Genomic DNA, 26,809 nt, shown 5'->3' with positions numbered 1-26,809 from the left:
CATTGCTTTAGCAGAGACATTTTTGATGACGATTTTTGAGGTTTAATCATGAAAAGCAAGTTCGCAGTATTGGTTGCAATTACGGCTTCTCTTGGATTTATTGGCACGACAACTGCTGCTGATGGCACGATTAATTTTACGGGTACAATTACCGATAACGCTTGCACGGTAGATACTGGCTCTGCCAACCAAACCGTGAATCTGGGCACCGTTTCGAGCAAAACCTTCACCGGAGCCGGTGTCACCGCGGCACCGACTCGCTTCAACATTAATCTGACAAGTTGTCCTGCTGCGGTAACCTCGGCCAGCGTACGTTTCGATGGCGCAACCTCTGCGGGAAATAACCAAATCCTCGCTCTGAACTCAGGGCAAACTGCCACCAATGTGGGTGTCGCGCTGTATGAGCAAGACAGTTCCACTCTCATCCCTATCGCCAGCAAATCGGCTGATCGTCCAATCACGGCAGCCGGCCCTAATGTACTGACCTATATAGCGAAATATTACGCTACGGCCACGCCAGTTACTGCGGGTACAGCAAACTCCACGGCGACCTTCACCATTGCTTACAACTAAGTAGTTTCAGAGCCGCGTCATGCGGCTCTTTCTTTCGTCACGGAGAGAGATGGATGTTTAAAAAAAGTCTTTGGCCATTGGCCATGGCACTTTTGTGCCTGTCGCCTATGGCTCAGTCTGGTGTGCAGATTGGCGGCACACGTCTGGTTTATGACGGTAAAAACAAGCTGGCCGCGATAAGTGTGACTAATCCAGACGATCGTCCCTATTTGATTCAATCCTGGGTTAGCAGTCAGGAAGAGAGTGATACCGCTGATGACACTTTCATCACCACGCCCCCGCTCTTCCGCCTTGAGCCTCATAGCCAGAATTCGGTGCGCGTTATCTACAGTGGTCACACGTTGCCAGACGATCAGGAATCCGTGCACTGGTTGAATATCAAGATTATCCCCACGGTCAATCGTCAGGCCACTAACGATCTCGTTATCACCATTAAAAACAAGATGAAGTTATTTTACCGGCCCGCAGAGTTAAGCGGCGATCCCACATTGGCTTTTACCAGGCTCAAATTTCGCCAGCGTGAGGGCAAACTCGCCGTGTTTAATCCCACGCCTTACAGCGTTTCGCTCTACGACCTGACCGTAAACGGTTCAACTATGACCAAACCGCCGATGGTGTTGCCTTCACAGGAAATCGTTCTGGGCCAAAAAGTGCATGTTGGCAATCCGGTGAGCTGGCGAGCGATTAATGATTTCGGCGGCATTACAGCAGAACAAACATTAAAAGTGGGCACCGATTAAAGGAGAGGGCCATGTCGATGAGACAAAATATACCTTTAACGCTGAGGCCTGCTTTTCAGCGCACCTTACTTAACATGTTAATACTGGCTGCAATATCCATTAATGATGTGGTTGCAGAGGATTATTTTGATCCTGACACGGTGGAACGACACAGCGGCCAGCGTGCAAATCTGGATCTTTCCACTTTTAGCCACAGTGGGGGGCAAGCGGCGGGCGTTTACAACGCCGACGTTTACCTGAACGACAATTTTGTTGGATCAAAAAGCATACGCTTTGAACCCGGTGCGAAGGGTCTGCAGCCCCTATTAATGAAAGCCGATTTTATGCGCTGGGGCGTGAAAGAGAATGCGACACCGGCTTTCATGAAAATCTCACCTGCGCAGGAAGTGACGAATATCGCTGCCATCATCCCGCAGGCGCAAACCCGCTTTGATTTAAGCCAGCAACGCTTAAATGTCTCCATTCCACAAGAATATGTGCGACAAAACGCACAAGGGTATGTTGGCCCAGAGGAGTGGGACGATGGTGTCAACGCGCTATTTGTGAATTATGGCTATTCAGGTGCCAATAACTGGAGTGATTATCGTCAGGGAAGTGATAACAACGCGTATCTCAATTTGCGTAGCGGTATCAATCTCGGGGCCTGGCGCGCGCGCAATTACACCACCTATAGCCATAGCCAGGGTGATGATAAGTGGAACAGTATTAATACCTACGTTCAGCGTGACATCAAACCCTGGAAAAGCCAGCTGGTATTGGGAGAGAGCTATACGCCCTCAGAGGTATTCGATAGCTTCCCCTTTCGGGGAGCTCAGCTCTACTCAGACGACAATATGCAGCCCGAAAGCTTACGAGGATTCGCACCCGTTGTACGAGGCATTGCGCAGAGCAATGCGCAAGTTACCATTCGTCAGGACGGTAACATCATTTGGCAAGCCTATGTGCCACCCGGACCTTTCGCCATAAACGATCTTTATCCTACCTCGGCCAGTGGCGATCTTGAGGTGGTAATAAAAGAAGCGAATGGCAGCGTCCGACAGTTTTTTCAGCCATTTTCTGCGGTGCCTATCATGCAGCGTGAAGGGCGTTTCAAATATGCTTTCACGGCCGGGCAATATCGTTCAACCGGGGGATCGGCAAAAAAGCCGGGCTTTATACAAGGCACAGGTATCTATGGTTTGCCTTATAGCTCAACCGTTTATGGTGGATCTATCCTGTCGGGTGATTACACGTCAGCATCGGTTGGTGTGGGGAAAGATCTGGGGTTATTGGGTTCGATTTCGCTGGACGGGACATTCGCCAATGCCCGTTTAATGGAAGAAACTCATCGCGGTGGCTCATTTCGTTTTCAATATGCAAAAGATGTCGCAATGAGCGGCACCACTTTTACTCTGGCAGGCTACCGTTATTCCACCTCTGGATATTACGATTTTAATGAAGCTAATGGCTATTACGCGAATACACTGCCGCCGGGTTTCCGGGGTAATCCCAACAACCGTAATGAAGTTGAACAAGCCCGACGCGAATGGCGAAACTGGCGTTATAGCCATAACAGACGCAGTAAATCCCAACTCAACGTTAATCAATCGTTGGGTGATTATGGCAGCCTTTTTCTCTCCGCTTACCAGCAACAATATTGGGGCGTGACAGACAAGGAGCGCAGTTTGACGCTGGGCTATAACACCAGCTTTAACGCCATCAATTACTCCTTTAACTACAGCTATTCACAGACGCCGTTCTACACCAACCACGATCAAATTTTTTCGCTGGCGGTGCAGATTCCCTTCGACCGATTTTTATCCAAAAGCTGGCTGAACTTCTCGGGCAGCACCGACAATCACGATAAAACCACTGGCGCGGTGGGGTTGTCAGGCACTGCACTGGCAGACAATAACCTGAGCTATAGCGTGCAGCAGGGTTATACCAATCAAGGGGTTGGCGTCAATGGCAATGCGTCAGTTAACTATAAAGCACGCTTTGGCGAATACCAGGCTGGCTATAACTATTCGCGTAATACCCGACAACTGAATTACGGCGCAATGGGCGGCATCGTGGTGCATCCCTATGGTGTGACTCTGAGCCAGCCGTTGGGTGACACCATGGCCTTAGTGCGTGCTGAAGACGCAAAGGCAGTTCGCGTGCTCAACCAAACCGGCGTGCTGACTGATGGCAGAGGTTATGCCGTCGTACCCAACGTAACACCTTATCGCCGCACCTCGCTTTCGCTTGATGCCAATTCGCTCGGCGATAACGTCGATCTGCTGAGTGACAGCCAAACAGTGGTGCCTACGCAGGGGGCCGTAGCATTAGCCAATTATCCCACGGTATCGGGGGCAAAAATGGTCGTCACCTTGCATGGGCGTCAAGTGCCGTTCGGCGCACGTGCCAGCGTTGCCAACGGCGAAACCCTTTCGCATGGCATCGTTGATGACAAACAACATGTTTACCTCAGCGGCGTGCCCGCAGCGGGCGTGGTTAAGGTGAACTGGAAGGGCGGCGAATGTCAGGCTCCGTTTACGTTAGGAAAGGCTCAGTTTGGTGTCAATTCTGTGACGGCACAGTGCCGCTAAAGGAAGCATTTATGCGTTTATTTCTTTTATTACCGAGCATTTTTTTCATTGGGTTGTACGTTAACTTTGCGCAGGCTTATACCTGTACCACCACCACAGCCGCGACGACAGTTTCTCCACCAGCGATAGTGATTCAACGCGATTTACCGGTGGGATCGTTAATTGGCAGCCAGATCACTTCGGGTGCGGTGAACACGTTTAACTGTACTAACACGGCCCCCGCGTTGACTTTTCAAAGTGTGGGCGTAAAAGGCACCGGTAGCTATGTCACGACCATTGGGGGCCGGCGAATTTACAGCACCAATATTGCGGGGATTGGCTTTGCTATCGGTGCCATCTCAGTGAACAATTGCAGTAACTCAAGTGGCTGGGTTGATGGAACCGAAACGGGAGATGGTAATGCGAACAATAGGTTGCTGTGTTCGGTCAATGGATTAATGGGGGGACAACCTCTGCGCGAGCAAGCGTTGCTACAGTTCTATAAAACCGGTCCAACCGGATCGGGGATGGTCACCGCGCAGCAGGCAGGATCGTTTATTTTGCGCAACAACCAGGCGCTCTGGCATTCACCGGAATCGACTATTCTTATGAATGGTTTTAGTGTCACAACGCTGGCGTGTTCAGTCAGTAATACTGCCATCGCCGTGAATATGGGCAATGTGGATAAGCGTGCGTTCAGTGGGACGGGCAGTTCACCCGATGCCAGCTTTACGCGTAATTTTACCCTTCCGCTTAACTGTAATGCCGGCACCCGCATCAATGTGAAGATTGATGGAAATGCCCAAAACTCCGCCAATGGGGTATTAAATCTGACATCAGGTGCCAATACGGCAAGTGGAGTGGGCGTGCAGCTGCTGTTTAACAATGCGCCTGTGCAACTGGGCGCTAATATTGTTGCCGGAACTTCGGCCAGCGCGGGGAATTATAATATTCCGCTTCAGGCGCGTTATTACCAAACGACCGCAACCATTACACCTGGCACAGCTAACAGTTCCGCGACTTTCACTCTGACCTATCAATAAATAATTTTCCCCCTGGCGGGGGAAAATTGTCAGTGATGACTCACCGATAGATCACTTCAACAGCTTTAATATGACCCGATGATTGCACGCTGACATTGCCGAGTTGAAACGGCAGCGTCTGCTGTTGCTTATTGAATCTAATCTGACGCACTTTATCGACACCATTCTGGCTACATTGCACTGCGGCATGCTGGCTATTGGTCGTCGTCGTACAGGCAGGCTCAACTATCGCACCGGTAAAAGAAACGGTACCGCCCTCAGCCAGAACGGCTTGGGCAAATAGCAAACCAGAAAATAATACGAATGCTGTTTTCATCGGTCTTCTCCTGGTGGTGGCATAAAGAAGAACGACAAGTTAGGACCAAACTTTAATTAAAAATGGCGATAGTGAAAAAATATCCCCCTTAATGCGATCGCAGGTCGCTTAGAAAGCGCTGCGCGCGCGGGTGCTGCGGCTGGGTGAAGAACTGTTCTGGTTGTGATTTCTCCAGAATCTGTCCCTGGTCCATAAACCAGATGGTATCCGCCACCTCACGGGCAAAGTTCATTTCGTGGGTCACGCACATCATCGTCATCCCTTCCTGCGCCAGACCGCGCATCACCGACAATACTTCGCCGACCATCTCCGGATCGAGCGCCGAGGTCGGTTCATCGAACAGCATCACCGGCGGCTTCATCGCCAGCGCGCGGGCAATCGCCACGCGCTGCTGCTGGCCGCCGGAAAGCTGCGCCGGATAAGCATCGGCTTTATGCGCTAAGCCCACACGCTCCAGCAATTCACCCGCCTGACGACGCGCTTCGCTGCGCTTCACGCCCAGCACTTTCATCGGCGACATCATGATGTTCTCGGCCACCGTCACATGCGGGAACAGGTTGAAGCTCTGAAACACAAAGCCGATGCGCGTGCGCAGCTGATTGAGGCGCGTGCTGCTGCCGTGAATATCGGTGCCATCAAACACAATCTGGCCGTCATCGATCGGTTCTAAACGGTTAACGGTGCGGATCAGCGTCGATTTGCCCGAGCCGGAAGGGCCGCACACTACCACCACTTCGCCGGGATTAATCTCGGCGCTCAGGTTGGTCAGCGCCTGATACGCGCCGTACCATTTATTAACCTGATTAAACATGATCATCGGTCCCATGCGGTTTCCTTATTGCGAAGAGGTTTTAGTCAGCATCACCGCGGGCGCCACGCTGGACGTTGGCTGCGGTGCTTGACGACGTTTCTGCGCAATGTGCGCTTCGAGTTTATTGGCCAGCCAGGTGAGGCTGAAGCAGATGAGGTAGTAGCTCAGCGCCACAATGGCGAACACCTGAAACGGTTTGGTCAGCAGCTGATTGCTAACCTGATTGGCGGCAAAGGTCAGCTCCGGCACGTTAATCACGTAACCCAGCGTACTGTCTTTGATGATCGACACCAGCTGGCTGACCAGGCTGGGCAAGGTGTTGAACAGCGCTTGAGGCAGGATCACCAGACGCAAAGTTTTCAGGTGGCTCATGCCGAGCGCGCGTGAGGCTTCGTATTGGCCGTGCGGCAGCGCCTGAATGCCACCGCGCACGATCTCGGCGATATAGGCACTCTCATAAATCACCAGCGTACACAGCATGGTGGCGAAGCCGCTGATGTTGTGGCCGATCAGCAGCGGCACACAGAAGTAGGTCCAGAACACCACCATCATCAGCGGGATGCCGCGCAGCAGATAAACCCAGCCAGTGGCGGGCCAGCTCAGCCAGCGCCACGGCGACAGGCGCGCCAGGCCCAGCAGCACACCAATCGGAAACGCCAGCAGCACCGCCAGCACCGAGATCAGCAGCGTACAGAGCACGCCGCCAATCGGACCGTTCGGGTATTGGCCCATCAACAGCAGCATGCCGTTGTCATGCAAAATGGTGAACATCTCAAACATCGCCATTACCTCGCATAGACGCGCTGGAAGCGGCGGGCCAGCAGTGCGCCAAGGCCCATCAGCAGCAGGGAGAAGAACAGATAGCCCACGGTCGCCACGATGTAAGATTCGAAGGTACGGAACGTTTGGTTCTCAATATCGCGCGTTACATAGGTGAGATCCGCCACGCCAATCACCATCGCCAGGCTGGTGTTTTTAAACAGCAGCACCGTGTGGTTGATCATCGCGGGCATCGCATTGCGAATGCCCTGCGGCAGAATCACGCCGTGCATGGCGCGCACGTAGCTCATGCCGAGTGCGCGCGCAGCTTCGTTCTGCCCGTCGGGAATGGCGCGCAGGCCGCTGCGGATATCTTCGGAGAAGTACGCCGCCTGACACAGGCCCAGCGCGGTGAGGGAGAACAGGAACTCGGCGTTGTAGTTGTTGATCCACATCTGCAGCGCTTCCGGCAGCAGCGTGGGAATGGCGAAGTACCACATCATCAACTGGATCAGCGTTGGCACATTGCGGTGATAAGAGACATAGGCTTTGACCAGCCCAACCGCGATGCGGTTTTCAGTCAGGCGAATTACCACCAGCAGCAGCGCCAGCACCATCGCCAGCAGCCAGGCACCCAACGCCAGTTCAAGGGTGATCACCGTTCCGTCAACGATCATCTGGCCGTATTGGCCGGTTATCACACTGCTGAAATCGAGAGCCATTCTGTTACCTCATCATCGCCTGCTACGCGCTGTGGTCGCCCGGTCGCATGGTGGAAAGACCGCCCGGCACCTGCAATGTCGGGGTGATTTCGATGTTGCCGATATTTACCGCCAGCGGTGCCGCGAGCGCGAAAGCGACGCAGTCGGCGATATCTTTGGCCTGCGGCAATTCAAAGCCATCAATGAAGCGGCGGCGCGCCTCTTCGTGATCGCCCGACACGTTGCCGAAGATATCGGTGGCGACGCGGCCCGGACAGATTTCGGTGATGCGCACGCGCGCGCCGTAGCAATCGACGCGTAGCTGGCGCGAAAGGGCATGCACGCCGGCTTTAGTGGCGTGATACACCGAGTTACCGTTGAAGTTGTAGATGGCAGCAATCGAGGTGATGTTGAAGACGTGGCCACGATCGCGCGCCACCATGCCCGGCACCAGCAACCGACACAGATGCAGCACCGCGCGCAGATTGACGTCTACCTGGGTTTCAATCACGTTCTCATCGGCATCGAGGATCGAGCCCGGATGCGACAGGCCAGCGTTATTCACCAGAATGTCGATTTCGAGATCCTGGCATAGCGCGGTCAGCGCCTTTATGTCACTGACATCCACCGCGTGCGGAATACAGCCGGTACGATCGGCCAGCGCTGCCAGCTGCTCTTTACGGCGCGCCACCGCGTGCACGGTGATGCCCTCCTGGCACAGGCGTTCAACGATCGCTTCGCCCATTCCCGCCGATGCGCCGGTCACCAGCGCGGTTTTGTAATCTGAAAATGGCATCTGCCTCTCCTCGTTATGGCGTCTTTTGACTGTATGCAGTTATGCCGCAAGGGCATAAGACATAAAAATTTTGAGGCAATAAGCGCCCCTTATAACCCCGCAGGGCTGCCATTCATGGCGACTGAAACATCAACACGTCCTCGCCATACTCCACCGCAGACAAATGCTCTGCCGCGAACGACTGCACCGTGCCGCTATCCGGGCTGATCACCGGCACATACAGCGGGCCAACCTGCACCAGCGCCACCACCGCACCGGCCTCGATGTGCTGGCCGGGCGCGACAAAATCCTGCGGACTATGCGGATGGCGGCGCAGCAGCGTGCCGGGCATCGGTGCGCCGATGCGTTGCGTGATGGGGGGGATTTCTGCGGCGGGAAGCGTGACAGGCGCGGGCGTGGCTGGCGTGGCGGCGAAGGTCAACCGCACTGACCAGTGCTTGCCATCGAGCGCCAGGCTGTTCAGCCCGGAGGATTGCATCTTGCGCGCCAGCGCACGCAGCGTCGGCAGCGGTATTGCGGTTTTATCCATGGAATTCCCGTCAAAGCGAAACACGCCCGCCGGAGCGGGCAAAATCGTAATCTAGCGCGTTCGCAATACGGGCAGTAAGAGGGTTTCGCTTTGCGGCAATAAGCGGGACTTATCCCACCAACGTCAAAGGATGATTCTCAACGTTGCGGCGCGACATCAGCGACAGCAGGATCGATTTCACCGCTTCGGCCGGCTGTGACAGCGGCAGGTGATCCGACATGCAAAACGACAGCGACACCTGCACATCCGGATCGACGATCTTCGCCATCCACGCATCGCCGCTTTTCAGCATCGCGCGCGCGGCGGATTCCGGCATGATTGTGGTGCCGAGACCGGCGCTCAGAGCGGCATTCAGCGTAGTTTGCGACTCGATCTCGCATTTCACGCGGTACTGCAGATTGTTGTGTACGAAGGCATCGTCGAGCACTTTGCGCATGATGTTGTAGACGCGCGGCAGGAACAGATCGTATTGCGCCACCTGCGCCAGCGGGATCTCTTTCACCGGCTGTGCGAGGCTGAACGGACAGACGAAGTAGAGATCCTCTTTCATCAGCGGCATAAAGCGCAGACCGTGAATGGTGCGGTGATCGTAAATCACCGCCATATCCATGCGGCCATTCATGATCAGTTCGCTTAGCGTGGTGCCGAAGTTCTCATTAAAATAGAGCACGATGCCGGGATGCTGCTGCTGCACTTCCATCATCAGCGGTAATGCGAGGTTTTGTGCCGCGGTGCCCGGCGCTAAGCCCACTGAGACGCTGCCGCTTAGTGACGCGCCGACCAGCTCAATGGCGCTTTGTGCCTGCTCGCACTGGCGTAAAATCGCCTGCGCGTGGGAATAGAGGGTTTTCCCGGCTTCGGTCGGCGTCACGCCGCGCTTGGTACGAATGAGCAGTTGCTGATTCACTTCCCCTTCCAGCGTAGCCAGCTGCTGGCTCAGCGCGGGCTGGGCAATATGCAAAATATCGGCGGCCTGGGTCAGGCTGCCCACATCAACAATTTTAACAAAGTACTTCAGGCGACGAAGATTCATGAACGCTTCCTCCAACAGAACGCATAGCGGGTATCAAGCAAACTTGATGCCAAAATAGGCTTTCGCGAATGAACTCAGACAGGAGGGTAGAGCCACAGTGCCTCCTACGGCAGGTGCTGAGTTGGACAGTTGCCGAGACGGCGAGGGTAAAACAGCGACCTTTGCACTGGTATGGTGCGATTCACTCATTAGATTTGGCGATGATGGGAGTGAGTAAACCGGCGGTGCGCGCTGCTAACCGGCACTCAAAGTAACACTCTATTAACATTGCGTCAGGCGCTGGCGCGTGACCTGCCGCGCATTTCCACATCAGGCTCGCCACCTTTATGGCGAAAGTGTGCGGTCGGTTCAGTCATCGCTTTGTGTTATATCACCACAACAAAGCACTATTAACCGCCGCTTCGGGCAAAAACCTATCCTCTGGTAAACGTCGTGTTTGCAGCTTGCTGCAAGCCTTTCATGCTGACACTGAGCCAGGATTAACCCATGCCCGAGATAGCCGATCGATTAAAGAATGTGACCGTTTCTGCCTCCGTTGCCATGACCCAAAAGGCCCGCGATCTCGCGGCGCAGGGCATTGATGTGGTGGCGCTTTCTACCGGTGAACCCGATTTCCCTACGCCACCTCACGCGATTGAAGCCGCTTATGCCGCTGCGCGCGCCGGGGATACGCGTTATCCGCCCACCGACGGCACGCCGGCGCTGCGCAAAGCGATCCAGCTGAAGTTCAAACGCGATAATCAGCTCGATTACGACGTCAGCCAGATCCTCACCGCCGGCGGCGCTAAGCAGATCATTTTTAACGCGATCCTCGCGACCATCAATCCAGGCGATGAAGTGGTGATCCCTACGCCATCGTGGATCAGCTATGCCGATATCGTCAGATTCGCTGGTGGCGTACCGGTGGCGCTACCCTGCACGCAGGAGAACGGCTTCAAACCGCTGCCGGCCGATTTAGACGCCGCCATCACCGACAAAACCAAATGGTTGTTGCTCAACTACCCGAGCAATCCCACCGGTTCGGTGGCGAGCCAAGCGGAGCTGCACGCGCTGGGCGAGGTGCTACTGCGCCATCCGCAGGTGTGGATCATGACCGACGATATCTATGAACACCTGATTTATGACGATGTGCGTTTTTACACGCTGGCGCAGGTTGAGCCGCGCCTGGTTGACCGCGTGCTGACGGTGAACGGCGTGTCGAAAGCCTGGTCCATGACCGGCTGGCGATTGGGTTTCTGCGGCGGCCCGGCGCCATTGATCAAAGCGATGAGCAACGTGAATACCCAGAACAGCGGCGGTGTTTGCACCTTAACGCAGGCCGCGGCGGTGGCGGTGCTGGAGGGCCCGCAGGATCTGCTGCAGGAGCGCGCGCGCATCTATCGCCAGCGCCGCGATTACGTGCTGGAGCGCCTGACGTCGATTGATGGCCTGCGCTGCCACAAACCGCAGGGCGCATTTTATCTGTTTGTGAATATCGCGGGCTACATCGGTAAAACCAGCGCCGGTGGCCGGCTGATCACCAACGATGCCGATTTTGTGCTGGCGCTGATTGAGGAGCAGCACGTGGTGACGGTGCAGGGCGCGGCGTACGGCATGAGCCCGTTTATCAGGTTGTCGTATGCCACGAGCATGGAGCGGTTAGAGACGGGATGCGATCGCATTGCGGCGTTTTGTGGTGGTTGTGTTTGATTCATTGAAATAATTATCGCGCCGTTGCGGAGAGATGCAAAAACTGTAGCGGCGCAATTTATTGCGCGATAAATCGCGCCGCTACGTATCGGTGCGATGGATAAGCAGGCCGCTAATCAATGACCACCTCCGCCGCCGGGGCGACCTGATGACCGCTGGCTTCGATTTCGCTGCGCACAATGGTGGCGAGCGCCAAGGAACCTGGCGTGTCGCTGTGAACCAGAATCGAGCGCGCACGCACCGCTATCTCTTCACTTTCAATCGTCGTCACCGTGCCGTGCTGCAAAAACTGGCGCACGCGGGCGCGCAGCGCGCTTTCCTCGTTGATCACCGCACCGGCAATGCCGCGCGGCACCAGACGGCCTTGCGCGTCATAGGCGCGGTCGGCCAGGAACAGCGTCAGCGTTTTCAGGCCAGCCGCCTGCGCCGCGACTTCAATGATCGTATCGGGCTGGGCGAAGATGATCAGCTCGCTATTGATGCGCGCCACTAACTCCATCACCTGTTGCGCCAGGTCGGCATCGCGGTTGACGATGTTGCCCATCGCGGCGTGGAAACTGAAGTGGGAAACGTGGGTGCCTTCCGCGCGGGCAATCGCCGTCAGCGCGCCGAGCTGATAGGCCACCTGCTGACAAATCTCTTCGGCGCTAAACGGCAGTTCGCGGCGGCCAAAACCCTGACGATCCGGCAAGCCGGGATGCGCGCCAATGCCCACGCCATGTGCCTTCGCCAGCCGCACCATGTTGGTCATGATCGCCGGATCGCCAGCGTGGAAACCGCAGGCGATATTGGCGGATGACACCACTTTCATTAGTGCGGCGTCATCGCACAGCTGGTAAATGCCGAAGCCTTCGCCCATATCGGAATTCACATCAATCTTCATGTCTGGTTTCCTTGTGCGGATTAAACGGTAAGCGCTTTACGCAGTGGCTGGCAGCTGAAGCGCAAACGGCTCAGCCAGCGCGCCACTTCCTGTTCGATGGCGATCGCTTCATGCACATCGCTGTGGATCAGCTGGATCGATTGGCCCGGCAGCACTTGCCCAAGCCGCCACAGATCCTGCTCGATCACGCCAGCGATCTTCGGATAACCGCCGGCGGTATTGGCATCGCTTAGCTGGATGATCGGTTCACCACCCGGCGGCACCTGCACAATGCCGGGGATCAGCCCGTACGATCGCATCTCAACGGTTTCTGACGGGAAGATAGGATCGCCTGATAGCCGATAGCCGGTGCGATTGCTTTGATTTGATACCTGCCAGGATTGCTGCCAGAAGCGCGCGGCATCGGCGGCAAACAGTGGGTATTCGCCGGAGGGAATGGCGCGCAGCTGAATGTCTCCGGCGCTGTTGCGGGGAAAACTGGCGTGTAATGCGCTGTCTGGCGGTTCAATACCGATGCCGCTGCGCGGAAGTGCCGGGCCGCGATTTTCGCCGAGTGCCAGCCGATCGCCACGCTGCAGCGGACGTCCTTCAACGCCGCCGAAGCCACCGCGCAGCGCGGTACTGCGCGAGCCAAGCACCAGCGGCACATCAATGCCGCCAGCAACACACAGATAGCCACGCGCGCCGCTGCGCGGGTAACGCAGCTCCAGCACTTGCCCGGCACGCACGCTGCAGCCCCACCACGGCGGCAGCGGCGTGCCATCCAGCGTGGCGCGGCAATCCGCGCCGGTCACCGCGATGCTGCTGTTTTGCAGAAAACGTACGCGGAACGGGAACAGCTGCACTTCAATTGCCGCCGCATTTTCGTCGTTGCCGAGGAGTAAATTACCGGCACGCAGCGCCAGCGGATCCATCGCGCCGCTCACCGACACGCCGATGTGGCGATAGTTGAAGCGACCTAAATCCTGCACCGTGTTGAGCGCACCGCTCTGTTCGATCTCAATCACAGCTCAATCCTCTGCGGCAGAAAACGGATGCGATCGCCCGGTGCCATCAGCGCGGGCGATGCGGCCAGCGGGTCAAACACCACCAGCTCGGCAAAACCAATCGCATTCCAGCCGTTCGGGCCGGTCAGCGCCGAAACGCCCGCCTGCGCGCCACCGATGGTGACGGTGCCTTTCAACATGCTAAGCGACGGCACTTTCTTGCGCGGTGTCGCCAGCAGCGGATCCAAGCCGTGCAGATAGCCGAAGCCCGGCGCGCTGCCCAATGCAAACACCGTGTATTCGCTTTGATGGTGCAGACGCACCACCTCGCGTGGGCTCAAACCGGTATGGCGGCACACCGCCTCGAGATCGGTGGCGTGTTCACCGCCGTAATGCACCGGAATTTCAATCAGTTTGCCCTGCGGACTGATCGCCTGCGCCTGATCCCATGCGGCATGCAGCTGCATACGCACGGCGATTTCATCAGCTGGAATATGGCGGAACAGTACCAGCAGATTGGTGACGCCGGGAATCAGCGCTTCAATCGCTTCATCGGCATGCAGCAGGCGCGCCAGCGACCAGATGCGGCGCTGCGCCGGGAGATCGAAACCGCCTGGCGCTTCCACCAGCCACGCGCGTGCGCCGATGGTGGAGAGCTTGATAGCAGAGGAGCAAGCCAGCGCGGGAACGCTGGCAGGCTGGAGAGCAGAGTGCGACGTCACGGGCATGGTTATTCCAGCGGTTCAAATTTCAGACTGGAGAGCGGCTGTACGCGCTCTTCGCGCACCATTTTGTATTCGGTGTTGGGCCCAATCCACGTATCCCAGATTTTGTCGATGGTGCCGTCATCGTCCATCGCCTTCAGGCTGCTGTTGACGCTGGCCAGCAACGCCGGTTCATCACGCTTCATGCCGACACCAATCGGCTCCAGCGCCATCGGTTCTTTGATCATCGCCAGATTGATGCCGTCTTTTTTTGCCTGCGAAATGGTTTTGATGCCGGTCATGGTGTTGGTGACGAAGCCCACCGATTTGTTCTGCTCCAGCGCGAGGAACGCGGAGGCTGAATCCTGGAAGGTCACCGCTTTGCCGCCTTTGATATGGATTGATTGCTCAGAAGTGGTGCCTTTGGTGGCGCTGATGCGTTTGCCCTGGAAATAGCTCAGCGGCTTGTCAGCCAGCGGTGCTTTGACCAGCAGCATCTCTTTGGCGACGTAATAGGGATCGCTGAATTGAATCTGGTTGCCGCGCGTTTTGGTGTAGGCCAGATTGGCGATCAGCACGTCGGCGCGGCCGGTAGCAATCACCGCAATACGCGCTTCCACCGAGGTGGGCACCAGCGTCAGTTTGACGTTCATCTGCTTCGCCAGCGCGTTACATAGATCGATATCCATGCCCGCCAACTGACGTGTTTTCGGATCCGGAGAAGAGAAGGGCGGCACGTCCGAATAGACCGCGCACTTTAGCTCGCCGCTGGATTTGATGTTGGCCATCATGTCGGCATGCGCAGCCGAAATAGCCAGCAGCGGCAGCAGTGCCAGCCCGATGGTGGTAAGTCTTTTCATGGTCATGTGAACTTCCTCAATGATGAATACCACGGCGTCACCGGGACGGAGCGCCTGCGTTCTCGCTTTTCTGGACTATATCGGCTTTGTTTTCAGGCGAAAAAGAGGGAAACCCTGTCGTGCAATAGCAAAAAAATATGGCTAAGCGGCGCATAAGTTCTTTCTATTCGGGCAGAGCAAAAAAGTGTTATCCAGCGCACACTTTTCTCGCCAGGCTGATTGCAAGTCCTCTCGGCAATCCCGCCGATTGCATGTGGTAGAGAGAAGTGAAAAAGCATGAATGCCCGATTAGGCGTGTTACTGAAGATACTGGCCGCGCTGTGCGCCACCTTGATGCTGGCGTGTGTGAAGGGGCTGAACGGCGCCATTCCCACCGGCGAAGTGATTTTTTTCCGCAGTTTTATCGCGCTGTTGCCGCTGCTGATTTGGTTGAAAATGCAGGGCGACGTGCTGGAAAATCTCAAGACGCGTAACCTATCTGGTCACTTTATTCGTGGCTTCTCCGGCACCGGCGGCATGTATTTTAACTATCTGGCGCTGGTCTATATTTCGCTGGCCGATGCCACCGCGCTGAGCTATGCGGCGCCGCTGTTTACCGTAATCCTGGCGGCGATGCTGCTGAAAGAGCTGGTGCGGGTTTCACGCTGGGTCGCGGTGGTGGTGGGATTATCCGGCATTTTGATCATGCTCTCTTCCAGCCTGAGCACCAGCGGCGCGCTGTTTTCCCATGGGGCCAGCAACGCGACGACGAGTATTGGTGTGGCATGTGCGTTGCTGGCGGCGCTGTGCTCCGCGACTTCTAACGTGCAAATTCGCTTCCTCAACGGCATCGAGAAGCCGGGCGCGATCGTGTTCTATTTCTCACTGATGACTACCGTAATTGGCCTGGCGACGGCGCTGTTTGGCTGGAGCAAACCCAGCGCGTTACAGCTGCTGTTGCTGGTGGGCTGCGGCATGTTTGGGGGTCTGGCGCAGATTCTGGTGACGCTGAGCCTGCGTTACGCCGATGCGTCACTGCTGGCACCGTTCGATTACACCACGCTGGTGTGGTCGATGCTGATTGGTTATCTGTTCCTGAACAGCCTGCCGGGCAGCACCACCTTGCTGGGCGCATCGATTGTGGCGCTGGCCGGGATATTTGCGGTGTGGCGTGAGAATCGCCAGCGCAAACTGGCGATGGTGAGCAGTACGCCTTAACGTTGTGCAGTAAATTGCGCTGCGACAAATAGGTGCACGCATCGGTAGCGGCGCGATTTATCGCGCAATGAATTGCGCCGCTACACATAGGTGCACGCATAGGTAGCGGCGCGATTTATCGCGCGGTTTTGTTTCTAACGAAACACATCATCAATGATTTCAACCTGCTTGGTGCGCAGTGTTTCATCCAGCCAGCTGCGTTCGAGTGAGCCGGTTTTCGCCAGCTCGAAGTTGTGTTCATCAACGATTAAATACGCCTGCGCCGCTTCGAGAATGCGCGCTGCATCCTGGCGAGGAATCACAATCACACCATCCGCATCGCCCAGCACGATATCGCCCGGTGAAACGTGAATTTTACCGCAGGCAATTGGCACGTTGATCTCGCCCGGACCATCCTTGAACGGGCCGCCCGGCGTGTGACCGGCGGCGTAGATGGGGAAGTCCATGCGTGACAACCCTTCGATATCGCGGACCGGTCCGTCCAGCACAATGCCTTCCATACCGCGCTGTCTGGCATAGGTCGCCATCACTTCGCCCATCAGCGACTGACTGCGATCGCCCTCGTTCGACAGAATAATCACATCGTTTCGGCCCGCCATATCCAGCGCTTTGTGCAGCATCAGGTTGTCACCGGAACGCGCTTTAACCGTCACCGCCAGGCCACACATGATCGGTTGGCGCGGCGCGGTTTTCAGGCTGATCTCGGCCGACAAGGCGGGCAAACGGCTCATGCAATCCGCCACCACCGCAGCCGGTAACCGGCGAAAAGCTTCCAGCAGCGGTTCGGCATCGGCGGGACGACGTAAATAGATTCGGTTTCCTGCGCTCATGGTTATTTTCCTGTAGGGATTGATTTAATTAATCGCGTTGTGTTCCTGGATAAATAATTAAATGTAAAAGTAAGCGTTTTTATTTTTGGTTGTGATGAGTCATTACTTCATTGAATAGGGTGTTCAGCTAACAAGCTGAATCATCGGATGATTACTGGCATATGATTAAGCTTACGCGATTACGCAGATGTTACGCAGAGGATGTTACGGCTAACCAAGACAGGATCACGAATTATTATTTCGGATGAATTTAACTCACTGATAATTAATTTTATTGGATTTTATTATGGGGAGATAAATTAAAAGTATTAGCTGAGTCTTTAATTTATTTTCAGAAGCGTCTCTCAAATCTAAGACGTTAAGTACATCGGCAAGCAGAAATCATGATGAAAATCATCTCTCAAAATATAACTTCCAGTTTATATGGTGACGATATAAACTACAGTTTATGAGAGGCAATTTTGAACAGTTGGGAAGTCGAAATTACTTTGCTCTTTGCAGCATGGCTGCAAGAACAAGATGATGAAATGGTTGAAGATGTGTTGTCGAGCCTCGAAGTTCTGAAAGTGTTTGGCCCAATGTTGGGGCGACCGGATGTCGATACGGTCACCGGTTCTCGTTTTGCCAACATGAAGGAACTTCGCGTCCAAAGTAATGGAAGGCCGATTCGCGCATTTTTCGCGTTTGATCCCGCAAGGAAAGCTATCGTGCTGTGTGCGGGGGATAAAACTGGAGTGAATCAGAAGCGTTTCTACCAATCGATGATCAAACTAGCCGATAAAGAGTACATGCAGCATCTGGAGGAATTAACCAATGCCAAAACTTGAAGAGCTGATCGCACAGCGTTCTCCTGAGTCCCAAGAGCGCATTAAAAATAAGGCAGACCAAAAAATTCTGGAGATCCGCCTGCGTCAGTTGCGTGAGGAGCTGGAACTTTCACAGGTGCAGCTGGCTGAAAAGATGGGTATCTCGCAACCTGCTATCGCAGCGATTGAGGCGCGAGGTGACGAGATAAAACTTTCCAGCCTGAAAAAATATGTAGAAGCGTTAGGCGGTAAGTTGAGTCTGAATGTTGAACTTCCCACCGGAGATGGTCGGATATTTCAGATCTGATGTGGGGGAAGATGTCGGTGAGAAACTGGCATCTTTTTCAGAACGCAGAAAAGCAAAAACCCAGCCATAAGCTGGGTTTTCAGAATGTTGGTGCCCGGACGCGGAATCGAACCACGGACACGGGGATTTTCAATCCCCTGCTCTACCGACTGAGCTATCCGGGCAACGGGGCGCATTAAACCCTAATGGCTTACAGCCGTCAACGGCTTTCGTCAAAAAAGCGGTGCAATCGTGATTGATTGCTTGCTTTTCAGACAAGGTGAACAAAAAGGCTACGCCAGCGCACCATTTTTACGGCACAGCGCGATACCAAGTACATCTTCCGCCAGACGGCGCGCCGTCGCGACATCCTGTACGTTGCGTTTCACCAGCAGTTTGCTCAGGCAACCTTCCAAAATCAATTCCATCTGATCGGCCACCATGCTGGGATTATCCAGCGCTAGATCGACCAGAATTTCATGGGTGAATTGCCAGGAACTGCGCTTTTGCTGTTCGGCTAGCTGATGCACCGGCTGATCGGGTTGCGGATAGAAGCTGCAGGCGGCGATAAACAGGCAGCCGGGAAAACGACCTTTGCTGACGTGCTCACTCAGCACTTCGTAGCGGGCTAACAGCTTTTGTTCGGCGCTGAGGTGTTCATCAAGCTGCACCTGACGACGCCAGCTGTCAATCTGCTGGCCGTGATAGCGCAGCGCGTCATACAGCAAAGCATCACGATCGGGCCAGAAACGCGTGAGTTGTTCCGCTTCAAGACCGGTTGCACCAGCCAGCTGAGTTAGGGAAGTGGTGGCGGCCAGGCCACTTTGTTCGAGCACATTCAACGCATGCTCGAGTATTTGTTCACGTTGCAAGTGACTCTCCTCTGGAATGCGGGCCCGCTCGCGGACGAACGGGCAGTGTCCTGCTGACAGTGTCGTTTAACGTGACACATTCTGCAAATGCGCGCGGAAATCGGCGGCGTTGAGGAAGCCGGTGACGCGCGAATCGGGGATCTCTTTGCCTTGCGCATCGAAGAACAGAATGGTGGGCAAACCTAAAACCTGCAGATGCTGCAACAGCGCGTTGTCCTGCGCGTTATTGGCGGTGACATTGGCTTGCAGCAGTTGTACCTGACTTAGCGCGTTACGCACGCCCTCATCGCTGAAGGTGTATTTCTCGAACTCTTTGCAGGCCACACACCAGTCGGCGTAGAGATCGATCATGGTGATACGGCCTTGCGCCTGCTGCAGCGCGCTGTCGAGCTGCTCGCTGCTATTGATGGTGTGGAACGGCAGATGCGCCACGGCTTGCGCGCTGTTGCTGCTGCCAAACGCCCAATCCTGTAGCGGGCGCGCACTGACCAGCGCGGCGGCGAGCATGATGATTTGCAGCACGCGCCATTTGCCGCTGGCGCGCAGGCTGAGGCTGAATGCCCAGGCAAAAAACGCCACGCCGAGCAGGCTCCACAGACGGATGCCCCACAGATCGCCAATCACCCGTTCCAGCAGGAATACCGGCAGCGCCAGAATCACAAAGCCAAAACCCTCTTTGACGGTTTGCATCCACGGCCCACTTTTTGGCAGCAGCTTGTTGCCAAACATCGTCACGGCAATCAGCGGCAGGCCCATGCCGAAGGCATAGAGCCACAGCGTACCGGCTCCGGCCCACAGATTACCGCTCTGCGCGATGTACAGCAGAATGGCGCTGAGCGGTGCGGTGGTGCAGGGCGAGCAGATCAATCCGGCCAGTGCGCCCATCATAAATACGCCCGGCAGCGAGCCACCTTGCTGGCTATTGCTCCACAGCGTGAGGCGCGTTTGCAGGCTGGCAGGCAATTGCAGCGAGAACAGGCCAAACATCGACAGCGCCAGCACGATAAACAGCGCCGACAAGCCAATCAGCACGTAAGGATGTTGCAGCGCCGCCTGGAAGCGTAATCCGGCCGCTGCCACAACCATGCCGAGCACGGTGTAAGTCAATGCCATACCTTGCACATACACCATCGCCAGCGCGAACAATCGCCCCATCGAATAGCGGCGCGGGCCTCCTAAAATGATGCTGGAGATCAGCGGATACATCGGCAGCACACACGGCGTGAAAGCGACGCCAATACCAATCAGCAACGCCCAAAGCGGTGAAAACGGCAGCGGCGTGCTGTGATTGGCGGGCTGCGCGCTGACCGCAGACGCAGCCTGATTGGCGGCAACCGCGCTCAGCGGCACCGCGCGGGTTTCCGGCGGATAGCAGAAGCCCGCAGCCGCACAGCCCTGATAGGTCACGGTGACGGTCGCGCGCCGGCAGCGGCCTGGTGCAGCGTGATCGGCAGTTGCAGATCCTGCGGATAGATTTCACTTTTGCCGTAGAACTCATCTTCATGCGGCTGGCCCGGCGGCAGCGTGAGTGGAGCAATTTGCGCTTTTTGCGGCGTGACGTGGATTTGCTGGCGATAGAGGTAGTAGCCATCCTTCACTTTCCAGCTGAGCGTCAGCTGATTGCCTTGCTGAGTGAAATCGAAGCCAAACGCCTGATCAACCGGCACAAAGCGGCTGTTGTTGTTCGGGGAGAAGAGTGAGGCTTGTGCCGAAAGGCAGAAAACCAGCGCCAGGCAAAAGCCGGCAAGGCGAAAGAGTCGTGCAGCCATAGCGAATGAGTGAGCTCCGGTGGCGAATAGGCCGCGATAATAACACGACCGCTTCGCCACGAGGTTTTCAGGATGTAAACGCGCTACAGAATCAGGCTGCCAAACAGGAAGCCAAACGCCACCGAGAAGGCAATCGCTAACACGCCCGGAATAATAAAGGAGTGGTTAAACACAAACTTGCCGATACGCGTTGAACCGGTGTCATCCATTTCCACCGCGGCCAGCAGCGTAGGATAGGTCGGCAGCACGAACAGCGCGGAAACCGCCGCAAAGGACGCGACGGCGGCCAGCGGCGAGACGCCCAGCATCAACGCGGCAGGCATCAACGCTTTGGTGGTGGCGGCTTGCGAATAGAGCAGCGTAGAGGCGAAGAACAGCACCAGCGCCAGCATCCACGGATAACCTTGCAGCATATCACCGGCTAACGCCTGGATATCGTTGAGGTGCGCTTTGACAAAGGTATCGCCCAGCCATGCTACGCCCATCACGCAGATACAGGCGCTCATGCCCGATTTAAAGGTGCTGGCGCTGAGGATTTCACCGGTATCGACTTTACAGGTCAGGCAGATCAGCGTGGCAACGGTCAGCATAAACACCACGATGGCTTCGTTGCGCGGCAGCACGGGATTGCTGATCAGGCCAACGCTGTCGCTAATCGCGGTGGCGTAGAGCACCACGGCGGCGATGCCGATCAGGAACAGCAATACGGCACGCTTCGCGCCCGGTTTGATGTCATAAACCTGCTCACCGCGCAGTTTCACTTCACCTTTCGCTAAACGCGCCTGATATTTCTCATCATCCCTGAGCTCCTTGCCGAGAAAACTGGTGATGATGGCGGCGCAGAAGATCGCTGCCATGGTAGAGGGAATCGCCACACCCAGCAGCGCCAGATAACTCACGCCATGCGGTTCAAGGATTGAAGCGAAGAATACCACCGCCGCCGAGAGCGGCGAGGCGGTAATGGCAATCTGCGAGGCGACGACTGCAATCGACAACGGACGCGACGGGCGCACGCCTTGCTCTTTCGCCACTTCGGCAATCACCGGCAAGGTGGAGAAGGCGGTGTGGCCGGTGCCGGCCAGCAGCGTCATGACATAGGTGACCAGCGGCGCAAGGAAGGTGACATAGCGTGGATGGCGGCGCAGCAGGCGTTCTGCCAATCCCACCAGATAATCAAGACCGCCGGCGATCTGCATCGCGGCAATTGCGGCAATCACCGCCATGATAATTTCGATTACATCAAAGGGAATCGCGCCGGGTTTCAAGCCGCAAATCAGCGTCAACGCCAGCACACCTAAACCGCCCGCGAACCCAATACCGATGCCGCCCAGACGTGCACCGAGCCAGATTGCCAGCAGGACAATAACCAACTCCACTACTACCATTCGTTCCACTCCCTGAGCCGCGGAGAAATCCCGACTCTTAAAGTTGTAGCCGCCAAAATGAAAAAAGCACGCCGCATTGTATATGGGCGTGCTGTTGGCAACTTGATCCGGAACGGATTACTGTTCGTTTTCGTCGGTGTAGCGTTTGGCTTTGTACGCCGGATGCATCAGGTTCTGAATGGAGAAAATGTCATCCAGTTCGGTTTCCGTCAGCAGGCCGCGCTCCAGCACCACTTCACGTACGCTCTTACCGGTTTCGGCGCAAATTTTACCGACGATATCGCCGTTGTGGTGGCCGATATACGGGTTGAGGTAAGTTACGATACCAATCGAGTTGAACACGTAAGCTTCACACACCGCTTTGTTGGCGGTGATGCCGTTGACGCATTTTTCCAGCAGGTTGAAGCAGGCGTTAGTCAGGATGCTGATCGATTCAAACAGCGCCTGGCCAATCACTGGCTCCATCACGTTGAGCTGCAGCTGACCCGCTTCTGACGCCATAGTGACGGTGATGTCATTGCCGATCACTTTGAAGCACACCTGGTTCACCACTTCTGGCACCACCGGATTGACTTTGGCGGGCATGATTGATGAACCGGCCTGCAGTTCAGGCAGGTTGATCTCATTCAGGCCGGCGCGCGGACCGGAGGAGAGCAGGCGCAGGTCGTTACAGATTTTCGATAGTTTCACGGCCAGGCGTTTCAGCGCCGAGTGCACCATCACGTACGCGCCGCAGTCGGAGGTGGCTTCAATCAAATCTTCTGCAGGCACCACCGGCAGATTACTCACTTCCGCCAGACGCTGTACCGCCAGCTGCTGATAGCCATCCGGCGTATTGAGACGTGTGCCGATGGCGGTGGCGCCAAGGTTCACTTCCAGCAGCAGTTCAGCGGTGCGCAGAATGCTGCGAGTCTCTTCATTCAGCAGCACGTTAAACGCGTGGAACTCCTGGCCAAGCGTCATCGGCACCGCATCCTGCAGCTGAGTACGGCCCATTTTCAGAATGCTTTCGAATTCAACCGCTTTGCGCTGGAAACCTTCGCTCAGCTGATTGATGCCGTCGAGCAGCTTCAGGATCGAAGCGTACACCGCGATACGAAAACCGGTTGGATAAGCATCGTTGGTGGACTGACACTTGTTCACGTGATCGTTGGGATTGAGGTACTGATATTCACCTTTCTGGTGGCCCATCAGCTCCAGGCCGATGTTGGCCAGCACTTCATTGGTGTTCATGTTGACCGAGGTGCCCGCGCCGCCCTGATAGACGTCAACCGGGAACTGATCCATGCATTTACCGTTGTTCAGCACTTCATCACAGGCCTGAATAATGGTGTTGGCGATATTGCGGGGAATGGTCTGCAACTCTTTGTTGGCGAGCGCGGCTGCTTTCTTCACCATCACCATACCGCGGACAAACTCCGGTATGTCGCTGATTTTGTTATTACTAATATAGAAGTTTTCAATCGCACGCAGAGTATGAACACCGTAGTAAGCGTCTGCCGGAACTTCGCGCATGCCTAACAGGTCTTCTTCGATACGAATGTTGTTCGCCATGATTACCTTCTTGTTATTGCTGCCTGGTTACTGCCGGGCGTCGGGATGGACGGGCGGCAAACAACGTGCAGGTGAAGCGATTATATTGTCGTGGAATGTCAGCGCCGACATATTATCCATCTTCGCACTGACGGGCACGATCATATTCTGATGTTACAGAATTGTTTGTGCACAGATCACTTTACGGGCTTTTGCAGGCCCAGCGGTAATAACGATATGTGATGTACTTCGCAATTTTAAGTCAGTGGGAAAAAAATGGCAGGATCGGTTGAAAATGCCGGTGCAAATGCCCATCTCTATCAATACTGTCACATAGACCCTCCCTTTCTGCTGCCTGGCCATTTGCGGGGCAGCTCCAACTCACAGGAGAACTCGGTGCGCTGGTTACCGTTCGTGATTTTTTTTGTTTTGGCCTGGATTGAGATCTCTATCTTTATTCAGGTTGCGCATGCGCTGGGCGTGCTGCTCACCATGCTATTGGTGATCTTCACCTCGTGTATTGGTGTGTCGCTGGTGAAAAATCAGGGCATGAAGAACTTCCGTTTGATGCAGGAGAAGCTGGCGCGTAACGAAAGCCCGGCGGCTGAGATGACCAAAAGCGTTTCGCTGATTATCTCCGGCTTCCTGCTGCTGTTGCCCGGTTTCTTCACCGACTTCCTCGGTTTACTGCTGCTGTTGCCGCCGGTGCAGAAGCATCTGACGTTGAAGCTGATGCCGCACTTGCGCGTATGGCGCGGTCCGGGCGCCGGTCCGGATGCGGGTTTCACCGTGGACGGTGAATATGAGCGCAAAGATCAGGACCAAATAGGTCATGACAAAGACCATTAGATAATCAAGGCGGCGCAAGCCGCCTTTTTGTTGCTTTTTTCGCCGTCTGTTGCAGAAACGAAAATATTTATATTTTTTGCCCTTGAAAGCCCACTTATTGCCCCTATCTCTTCCAGCACGAGGCTGGAAGCCCTGCTGTCCGGCTCAACCCCAAAAATGAATGATTGGACTTTCTAAAGGAGAGCTATCAAATGAAAATTCGTCCATTGCACGATCGCGTTATCGTCAAGCGTAAAGAAGTCGAAGCTAAATCAGCGGGCGGCATCGTGCTGACCGGTTCAGCTGCCGGTAAATCTACTCGCGGTGAAATCCTGGCTGTTGGCAAAGGCCGCATCCTGGAAAACGGTGAAGTTAAGCCACTGGACGTAAAAGTGGGTGATCTGGTGATTTTCAGCGAAGGCTACGGTGCTAAAACCGAGAAAATCGACAACGAAGAAGTTCTGATCATCTCCGAAAGCGACATCCTGGCAGTTGTTGAAGCGTAATTTACGCGCAATTCACTGAACGAAACGAATTTAAGGGATATTTGAAATGGCAGCTAAAGACGTAAAATTCGGTAATGACGCACGCGTAAAAATGCTGCGTGGCGTAAACGTACTGGCAGATGCAGTAAAAGTTACCCTAGGCCCGAAAGGCCGTAACGTGGTTCTGGATAAATCTTTTGGTGCACCGACCATCACCAAAGATGGTGTTTCTGTTGCGCGTGAAATCGAGCTGGAAGACAAGTTCGAAAACATGGGCGCACAGATGGTGAAAGAAGTGGCCTCTAAAGCGAACGACGCAGCAGGCGACGGCACCACCACCGCAACTGTACTGGCTCAGGCCATCATCACCGAAGGCCTGAAAGCCGTCGCTGCGGGCATGAACCCGATGGATCTGAAACGCGGTATCGATAAAGCCGTTATCGCCGCCGTTGAAGAACTGAAAACCCTGTCTGTGCCTTGCCAGGATTCACGCGCGATTGCACAGGTTGGTACCATCTCTGCTAACTCTGATGAAACCGTGGGCAAACTGATTGCAGACGCGATGGACAAAGTGGGCAAAGAAGGCGTTATCACCGTTGAAGAAGGCACCGGCCTGCAAGATGAGCTGGACGTGGTTGAAGGTATGCAGTTTGACCGTGGCTACCTGTCTCCGTACTTCATCAACAAGCCAGAAACAGGCGCAGTTGAGCTGGAAACCCCGTTCATCCTGCTGGCTGACAAGAAAATCTCTAACATCCGCGAAATGCTGCCAGTGCTGGAAGCCGTTGCGAAAGCCGGTAAGCCACTGCTGATCATTGCAGAAGACGTGGAAGGTGAAGCTCTGGCAACGCTGGTGGTGAACACCATGCGCGGTATCGTCAAAGTGGCTGCGGTTAAAGCACCTGGCTTCGGCGACCGTCGTAAAGCGATGCTGCAGGATATCGCTATCCTGACCGGCGGTACCGTGATCTCTGAAGAGATCGGTATGGAGCTGGAGAAAGCTACCCTGGAAGATCTGGGTCAGGCAAAACGCGTTGTGATCAACAAAGACACCACCACCATCATCGATGGCGTGGGTGATCAAGGCGCTATCTCTGGCCGCGTAACGCAGATTCGTCAGCAGATCGAAGAAGCAACCTCTGATTACGACAAAGAGAAACTGCAGGAGCGCGTAGCGAAACTGGCAGGCGGCGTAGCCGTGCTGAAAGTGGGCGCAGCAACTGAAGTTGAAATGAAAGAGAAGAAAGCACGCGTTGAAGATGCCCTGCACGCGACCCGTGCTGCGGTTGAAGAAGGCGTGGTTGCCGGTGGTGGTGTGGCGCTGGTTCGCGTTGCAGCGAAAATCGCCGCATCTGGCCTGAAAGGCGATAACGAAGATCAGAACGTGGGTATCAAAGTTGCGCTGCGCGCAATGGAAGCCCCGCTGCGTCAGATCGTTTCCAACGCCGGCGAAGAGCCTTCAGTTGTTGCTAACAACGTGAAAGCAGGCGACGGTAACTACGGTTACAACGCGCAGACTGAAGAGTACGGCAACATGATCGACTTCGGTATCCTGGACCCAACCAAAGTGACCCGTTCTGCGCTGCAGTACGCTTCATCGGTTGCGGGCCTGATGATCACCACCGAAGCGATGGTGACTGACCTGCCAAAAAGCGACGCACCTGATTTAGGCGGCGCTGGCGGTATGGGTGGCATGGGCGGAATGGGCGGCATGATGTAATTGCCCCTGACTGCTTAAGTCATCTGGAAAACCCCCGATCGGAAACGGTCGGGGGTTTTTCTTTTGCTGGGGAACAAGGTATAAGTAAGGGCGCAATACTTCGGCTTTACGGGTTTAGGGCAATGA

26 protein-coding genes, 1 tRNA gene and 1 pseudogene are annotated in these 26,809 nt (G+C 55.3%); 11 read left to right on the top strand and 17 right to left on the bottom strand.

The window, feature by feature from the left end:
* Window positions 1–48: 48 nt before the first annotated feature.
* Genes Q3H59_RS18110 through Q3H59_RS18095 form a run of 4 tightly spaced genes read left to right on the top strand, consistent with a single transcriptional unit; the run spans window position 49 to window position 4,905 of the window.
* Window positions 49–573 carry a fimbrial protein gene (locus Q3H59_RS18110; protein WP_101762319.1) on the top strand — a complete coding sequence of 175 codons (525 nt, stop codon included), beginning with the start codon at window positions 49–51 and terminating at the stop codon, window positions 571–573.
* A gap of 53 nt (window positions 574–626) precedes the next feature.
* The gene (locus tag Q3H59_RS18105) at window positions 627–1,313 is read left to right on the top strand and encodes a molecular chaperone (RefSeq protein ID WP_309836164.1); all 687 of its coding nucleotides are present in this window, start codon (window positions 627–629) and stop codon (window positions 1,311–1,313) included.
* Between the two features lie 11 nt (window positions 1,314–1,324).
* Window positions 1,325–3,883 (top strand): fimbria/pilus outer membrane usher protein, encoded by a 2,559-nt coding sequence (locus Q3H59_RS18100; protein WP_309836163.1) that lies wholly within the window; start codon window positions 1,325–1,327, stop codon window positions 3,881–3,883.
* A gap of 11 nt (window positions 3,884–3,894) precedes the next feature.
* The gene (locus tag Q3H59_RS18095; RefSeq protein WP_309836161.1) at window positions 3,895–4,905 is read left to right on the top strand and encodes a fimbrial protein; all 1,011 of its coding nucleotides are present in this window, start codon (window positions 3,895–3,897) and stop codon (window positions 4,903–4,905) included.
* 40 nt (window positions 4,906–4,945) lie between these two features.
* On the opposite strand, the gene Q3H59_RS18090 is transcribed toward Q3H59_RS18095, so the two are convergent.
* From Q3H59_RS18090 to nac, 7 genes are all read right to left on the bottom strand, one after another.
* Window positions 4,946–5,221: a hypothetical protein gene (locus Q3H59_RS18090; protein ID WP_101762315.1), complete on the bottom strand. Its 276-nt coding sequence runs from the start codon at window positions 5,219–5,221 to the stop codon at window positions 4,946–4,948.
* A gap of 88 nt (window positions 5,222–5,309) precedes the next feature.
* Window positions 5,310–6,047 (bottom strand): amino acid ABC transporter ATP-binding protein, encoded by a 738-nt coding sequence (locus tag Q3H59_RS18085; RefSeq protein WP_101762314.1) that lies wholly within the window; start codon window positions 6,045–6,047, stop codon window positions 5,310–5,312.
* Window positions 6,048–6,056: 9 nt separating this feature from the next.
* Window positions 6,057–6,812 (bottom strand): amino acid ABC transporter permease, encoded by a 756-nt coding sequence (locus Q3H59_RS18080; protein WP_309836159.1) that lies wholly within the window; start codon window positions 6,810–6,812, stop codon window positions 6,057–6,059.
* A gap of 5 nt (window positions 6,813–6,817) precedes the next feature.
* Window positions 6,818–7,513 (bottom strand): amino acid ABC transporter permease, encoded by a 696-nt coding sequence (locus Q3H59_RS18075; RefSeq protein WP_061718311.1) that lies wholly within the window; start codon window positions 7,511–7,513, stop codon window positions 6,818–6,820.
* Window positions 7,514–7,535: 22 nt separating this feature from the next.
* A complete protein-coding gene (locus Q3H59_RS18070; protein ID WP_137385023.1) occupies window positions 7,536–8,288 on the bottom strand; it encodes an SDR family oxidoreductase in 753 nt (250 codons plus the stop codon).
* A 112-nt stretch (window positions 8,289–8,400) separates the two neighbouring features.
* Window positions 8,401–8,817 (bottom strand): acetyl-CoA carboxylase biotin carboxyl carrier protein subunit, encoded by a 417-nt coding sequence (locus tag Q3H59_RS18065; protein ID WP_309836156.1) that lies wholly within the window; start codon window positions 8,815–8,817, stop codon window positions 8,401–8,403.
* Window positions 8,818–8,926: 109 nt separating this feature from the next.
* The gene (gene nac / locus Q3H59_RS18060) at window positions 8,927–9,850 is read right to left on the bottom strand and encodes a nitrogen assimilation transcriptional regulator NAC (protein ID WP_049851333.1); all 924 of its coding nucleotides are present in this window, start codon (window positions 9,848–9,850) and stop codon (window positions 8,927–8,929) included.
* Between the two features lie 486 nt (window positions 9,851–10,336).
* Between nac and Q3H59_RS18055 the strand changes: the two genes are divergently transcribed.
* Entirely contained in the window at window positions 10,337–11,539 is a 1,203-nt protein-coding gene (locus Q3H59_RS18055; protein WP_309836152.1) for a pyridoxal phosphate-dependent aminotransferase, read from the top strand.
* A 112-nt stretch (window positions 11,540–11,651) separates the two neighbouring features.
* Here the strand turns inward: Q3H59_RS18055 and Q3H59_RS18050 are convergent, their stop codons facing one another.
* From Q3H59_RS18050 to Q3H59_RS18035, 4 genes are read right to left on the bottom strand one after another with little or no spacing between them, the layout of a single operon-like run.
* On the bottom strand, window positions 11,652–12,422 hold the full coding sequence (locus tag Q3H59_RS18050; RefSeq protein ID WP_309836150.1) for a 5-oxoprolinase subunit PxpA: 771 nt from the start codon (window positions 12,420–12,422) through the stop codon (window positions 11,652–11,654).
* Window positions 12,423–12,442: 20 nt separating this feature from the next.
* Window positions 12,443–13,429, bottom strand: a complete 987-nt coding sequence (locus tag Q3H59_RS18045; RefSeq protein WP_101762308.1) for a biotin-dependent carboxyltransferase family protein — start codon at window positions 13,427–13,429, stop codon at window positions 12,443–12,445.
* Window positions 13,426–14,136 carry a 5-oxoprolinase subunit PxpB gene (gene pxpB / locus Q3H59_RS18040; protein ID WP_192412580.1) on the bottom strand — a complete coding sequence of 237 codons (711 nt, stop codon included), beginning with the start codon at window positions 14,134–14,136 and terminating at the stop codon, window positions 13,426–13,428. Before pxpB ends, Q3H59_RS18045 begins: the two co-directional genes overlap by 4 nt.
* Window positions 14,137–14,138: 2 nt before the next feature.
* Window positions 14,139–14,978 carry a transporter substrate-binding domain-containing protein gene (locus Q3H59_RS18035; RefSeq protein WP_309836147.1) on the bottom strand — a complete coding sequence of 280 codons (840 nt, stop codon included), beginning with the start codon at window positions 14,976–14,978 and terminating at the stop codon, window positions 14,139–14,141.
* Between the two features lie 270 nt (window positions 14,979–15,248).
* Between Q3H59_RS18035 and Q3H59_RS18030 the strand changes: the two genes are divergently transcribed.
* Window positions 15,249–16,169 carry a DMT family transporter gene (locus Q3H59_RS18030; RefSeq protein ID WP_309836146.1) on the top strand — a complete coding sequence of 307 codons (921 nt, stop codon included), beginning with the start codon at window positions 15,249–15,251 and terminating at the stop codon, window positions 16,167–16,169.
* A gap of 134 nt (window positions 16,170–16,303) precedes the next feature.
* On the opposite strand, the gene Q3H59_RS18025 is transcribed toward Q3H59_RS18030, so the two are convergent.
* Complete coding sequence (locus tag Q3H59_RS18025; protein ID WP_101762304.1) at window positions 16,304–16,999, bottom strand: RraA family protein; 696 nt, start codon at window positions 16,997–16,999, stop codon at window positions 16,304–16,306.
* A 461-nt stretch (window positions 17,000–17,460) separates the two neighbouring features.
* On the opposite strand from Q3H59_RS18025, the gene Q3H59_RS18020 reads away from it, so the two are divergent.
* Both Q3H59_RS18020 and Q3H59_RS18015 read left to right on the top strand, forming a co-directional pair.
* Window positions 17,461–17,826 carry a type II toxin-antitoxin system RelE/ParE family toxin gene (locus tag Q3H59_RS18020; RefSeq protein WP_192412568.1) on the top strand — a complete coding sequence of 122 codons (366 nt, stop codon included), beginning with the start codon at window positions 17,461–17,463 and terminating at the stop codon, window positions 17,824–17,826.
* On the top strand, window positions 17,813–18,112 hold the full coding sequence (locus tag Q3H59_RS18015) for a helix-turn-helix domain-containing protein (protein WP_176970147.1): 300 nt from the start codon (window positions 17,813–17,815) through the stop codon (window positions 18,110–18,112). The genes Q3H59_RS18020 and Q3H59_RS18015 overlap by 14 nt, the downstream gene beginning before the upstream one ends.
* A gap of 88 nt (window positions 18,113–18,200) precedes the next feature.
* Here the strand turns inward: Q3H59_RS18015 and Q3H59_RS18010 are convergent.
* From Q3H59_RS18010 to aspA, 5 genes and pseudogenes are all read right to left on the bottom strand, one after another.
* Window positions 18,201–18,276, bottom strand: a tRNA-Phe gene (locus Q3H59_RS18010).
* Between the two features lie 108 nt (window positions 18,277–18,384).
* Window positions 18,385–18,963, bottom strand: coding sequence for a transcriptional regulator (locus Q3H59_RS18005; protein ID WP_101762303.1), 579 nt, complete (start codon window positions 18,961–18,963; stop codon window positions 18,385–18,387).
* A gap of 66 nt (window positions 18,964–19,029) precedes the next feature.
* A pseudogene (locus Q3H59_RS18000) lies at window positions 19,030–20,732 on the bottom strand (protein-disulfide reductase DsbD).
* Between the two features lie 83 nt (window positions 20,733–20,815).
* Window positions 20,816–22,117 (bottom strand): anaerobic C4-dicarboxylate transporter, encoded by a 1,302-nt coding sequence (locus Q3H59_RS17995; RefSeq protein ID WP_110868091.1) that lies wholly within the window; start codon window positions 22,115–22,117, stop codon window positions 20,816–20,818.
* Window positions 22,118–22,234: 117 nt separating this feature from the next.
* Window positions 22,235–23,671 carry an aspartate ammonia-lyase gene (gene aspA, locus Q3H59_RS17990; RefSeq protein ID WP_101762300.1) on the bottom strand — a complete coding sequence of 479 codons (1,437 nt, stop codon included), beginning with the start codon at window positions 23,669–23,671 and terminating at the stop codon, window positions 22,235–22,237.
* 375 nt (window positions 23,672–24,046) lie between these two features.
* Between aspA and Q3H59_RS17985 the strand changes: the two genes are divergently transcribed.
* The 3 genes from Q3H59_RS17985 (at window position 24,047) to groL (ending at window position 26,683) form a co-directional block, all read left to right on the top strand.
* The gene (locus tag Q3H59_RS17985) at window positions 24,047–24,499 is read left to right on the top strand and encodes an FxsA family protein (RefSeq protein ID WP_192236087.1); all 453 of its coding nucleotides are present in this window, start codon (window positions 24,047–24,049) and stop codon (window positions 24,497–24,499) included.
* 191 nt (window positions 24,500–24,690) lie between these two features.
* A complete protein-coding gene (locus Q3H59_RS17980; RefSeq protein WP_101762298.1) occupies window positions 24,691–24,984 on the top strand; it encodes a co-chaperone GroES in 294 nt (97 codons plus the stop codon).
* A 46-nt stretch (window positions 24,985–25,030) separates the two neighbouring features.
* Entirely contained in the window at window positions 25,031–26,683 is a 1,653-nt protein-coding gene (gene groL / locus Q3H59_RS17975) for a chaperonin GroEL (RefSeq protein ID WP_101762297.1), read from the top strand.
* The last annotated feature ends 126 nt before the right edge of the window (window positions 26,684–26,809 follow it).

The organism is Pantoea sp. SORGH_AS_0659, from assembly GCF_031453915.1.
In the GTDB taxonomy this organism is placed as follows: Bacteria; Pseudomonadota; Gammaproteobacteria; order Enterobacterales; family Enterobacteriaceae; genus Pantoea; species Pantoea leporis.
The sequence above is the reverse complement of the archived record's forward strand: the minus strand, read 5'-3'. Positions and strand labels throughout refer to the sequence as shown.

Excerpts from the sequence above, each read along its gene's own strand:
- Q3H59_RS18110 (WP_101762319.1), top strand. The coding sequence starts at position 49 with ATGAAAAGCAAGTTCGCAGTATTGGTTGCAATTACGGCTTCTCTTGGA.
- Q3H59_RS18105 (WP_309836164.1), top strand. The coding sequence starts at position 627 with ATGTTTAAAAAAAGTCTTTGGCCATTGGCCATGGCACTTTTGTGCCTG.
- Q3H59_RS18100 (WP_309836163.1), top strand. The coding sequence starts at position 1,325 with ATGTCGATGAGACAAAATATACCTTTAACGCTGAGGCCTGCTTTTCAG.
- Q3H59_RS18095 (WP_309836161.1), top strand. The coding sequence starts at position 3,895 with ATGCGTTTATTTCTTTTATTACCGAGCATTTTTTTCATTGGGTTGTAC.
- Q3H59_RS18090 (WP_101762315.1), bottom strand. The coding sequence starts at position 5,221 with ATGAAAACAGCATTCGTATTATTTTCTGGTTTGCTATTTGCCCAAGCC.
- Q3H59_RS18085 (WP_101762314.1), bottom strand. The coding sequence starts at position 6,047 with ATGGGACCGATGATCATGTTTAATCAGGTTAATAAATGGTACGGCGCG.
- Q3H59_RS18080 (WP_309836159.1), bottom strand. The coding sequence starts at position 6,812 with ATGTTTGAGATGTTCACCATTTTGCATGACAACGGCATGCTGCTGTTG.
- Q3H59_RS18075 (WP_061718311.1), bottom strand. The coding sequence starts at position 7,513 with ATGGCTCTCGATTTCAGCAGTGTGATAACCGGCCAATACGGCCAGATG.
- Q3H59_RS18070 (WP_137385023.1), bottom strand. The coding sequence starts at position 8,288 with ATGCCATTTTCAGATTACAAAACCGCGCTGGTGACCGGCGCATCGGCG.
- Q3H59_RS18065 (WP_309836156.1), bottom strand. The coding sequence starts at position 8,817 with ATGGATAAAACCGCAATACCGCTGCCGACGCTGCGTGCGCTGGCGCGC.
- nac (WP_049851333.1), bottom strand. The coding sequence starts at position 9,850 with ATGAATCTTCGTCGCCTGAAGTACTTTGTTAAAATTGTTGATGTGGGC.
- Q3H59_RS18055 (WP_309836152.1), top strand. The coding sequence starts at position 10,337 with ATGCCCGAGATAGCCGATCGATTAAAGAATGTGACCGTTTCTGCCTCC.
- Q3H59_RS18050 (WP_309836150.1), bottom strand. The coding sequence starts at position 12,422 with ATGAAGATTGATGTGAATTCCGATATGGGCGAAGGCTTCGGCATTTAC.
- pxpB (WP_192412580.1), bottom strand. The coding sequence starts at position 14,136 with ATGCCCGTGACGTCGCACTCTGCTCTCCAGCCTGCCAGCGTTCCCGCG.
- Q3H59_RS18035 (WP_309836147.1), bottom strand. The coding sequence starts at position 14,978 with ATGACCATGAAAAGACTTACCACCATCGGGCTGGCACTGCTGCCGCTG.
- Q3H59_RS18030 (WP_309836146.1), top strand. The coding sequence starts at position 15,249 with ATGAATGCCCGATTAGGCGTGTTACTGAAGATACTGGCCGCGCTGTGC.
- Q3H59_RS18025 (WP_101762304.1), bottom strand. The coding sequence starts at position 16,999 with ATGAGCGCAGGAAACCGAATCTATTTACGTCGTCCCGCCGATGCCGAA.
- Q3H59_RS18015 (WP_176970147.1), top strand. The coding sequence starts at position 17,813 with ATGCCAAAACTTGAAGAGCTGATCGCACAGCGTTCTCCTGAGTCCCAA.
- Q3H59_RS17995 (WP_110868091.1), bottom strand. The coding sequence starts at position 22,117 with ATGGTAGTAGTGGAGTTGGTTATTGTCCTGCTGGCAATCTGGCTCGGT.
- aspA (WP_101762300.1), bottom strand. The coding sequence starts at position 23,671 with ATGGCGAACAACATTCGTATCGAAGAAGACCTGTTAGGCATGCGCGAA.
- Q3H59_RS17980 (WP_101762298.1), top strand. The coding sequence starts at position 24,691 with ATGAAAATTCGTCCATTGCACGATCGCGTTATCGTCAAGCGTAAAGAA.
- groL (WP_101762297.1), top strand. The coding sequence starts at position 25,031 with ATGGCAGCTAAAGACGTAAAATTCGGTAATGACGCACGCGTAAAAATG.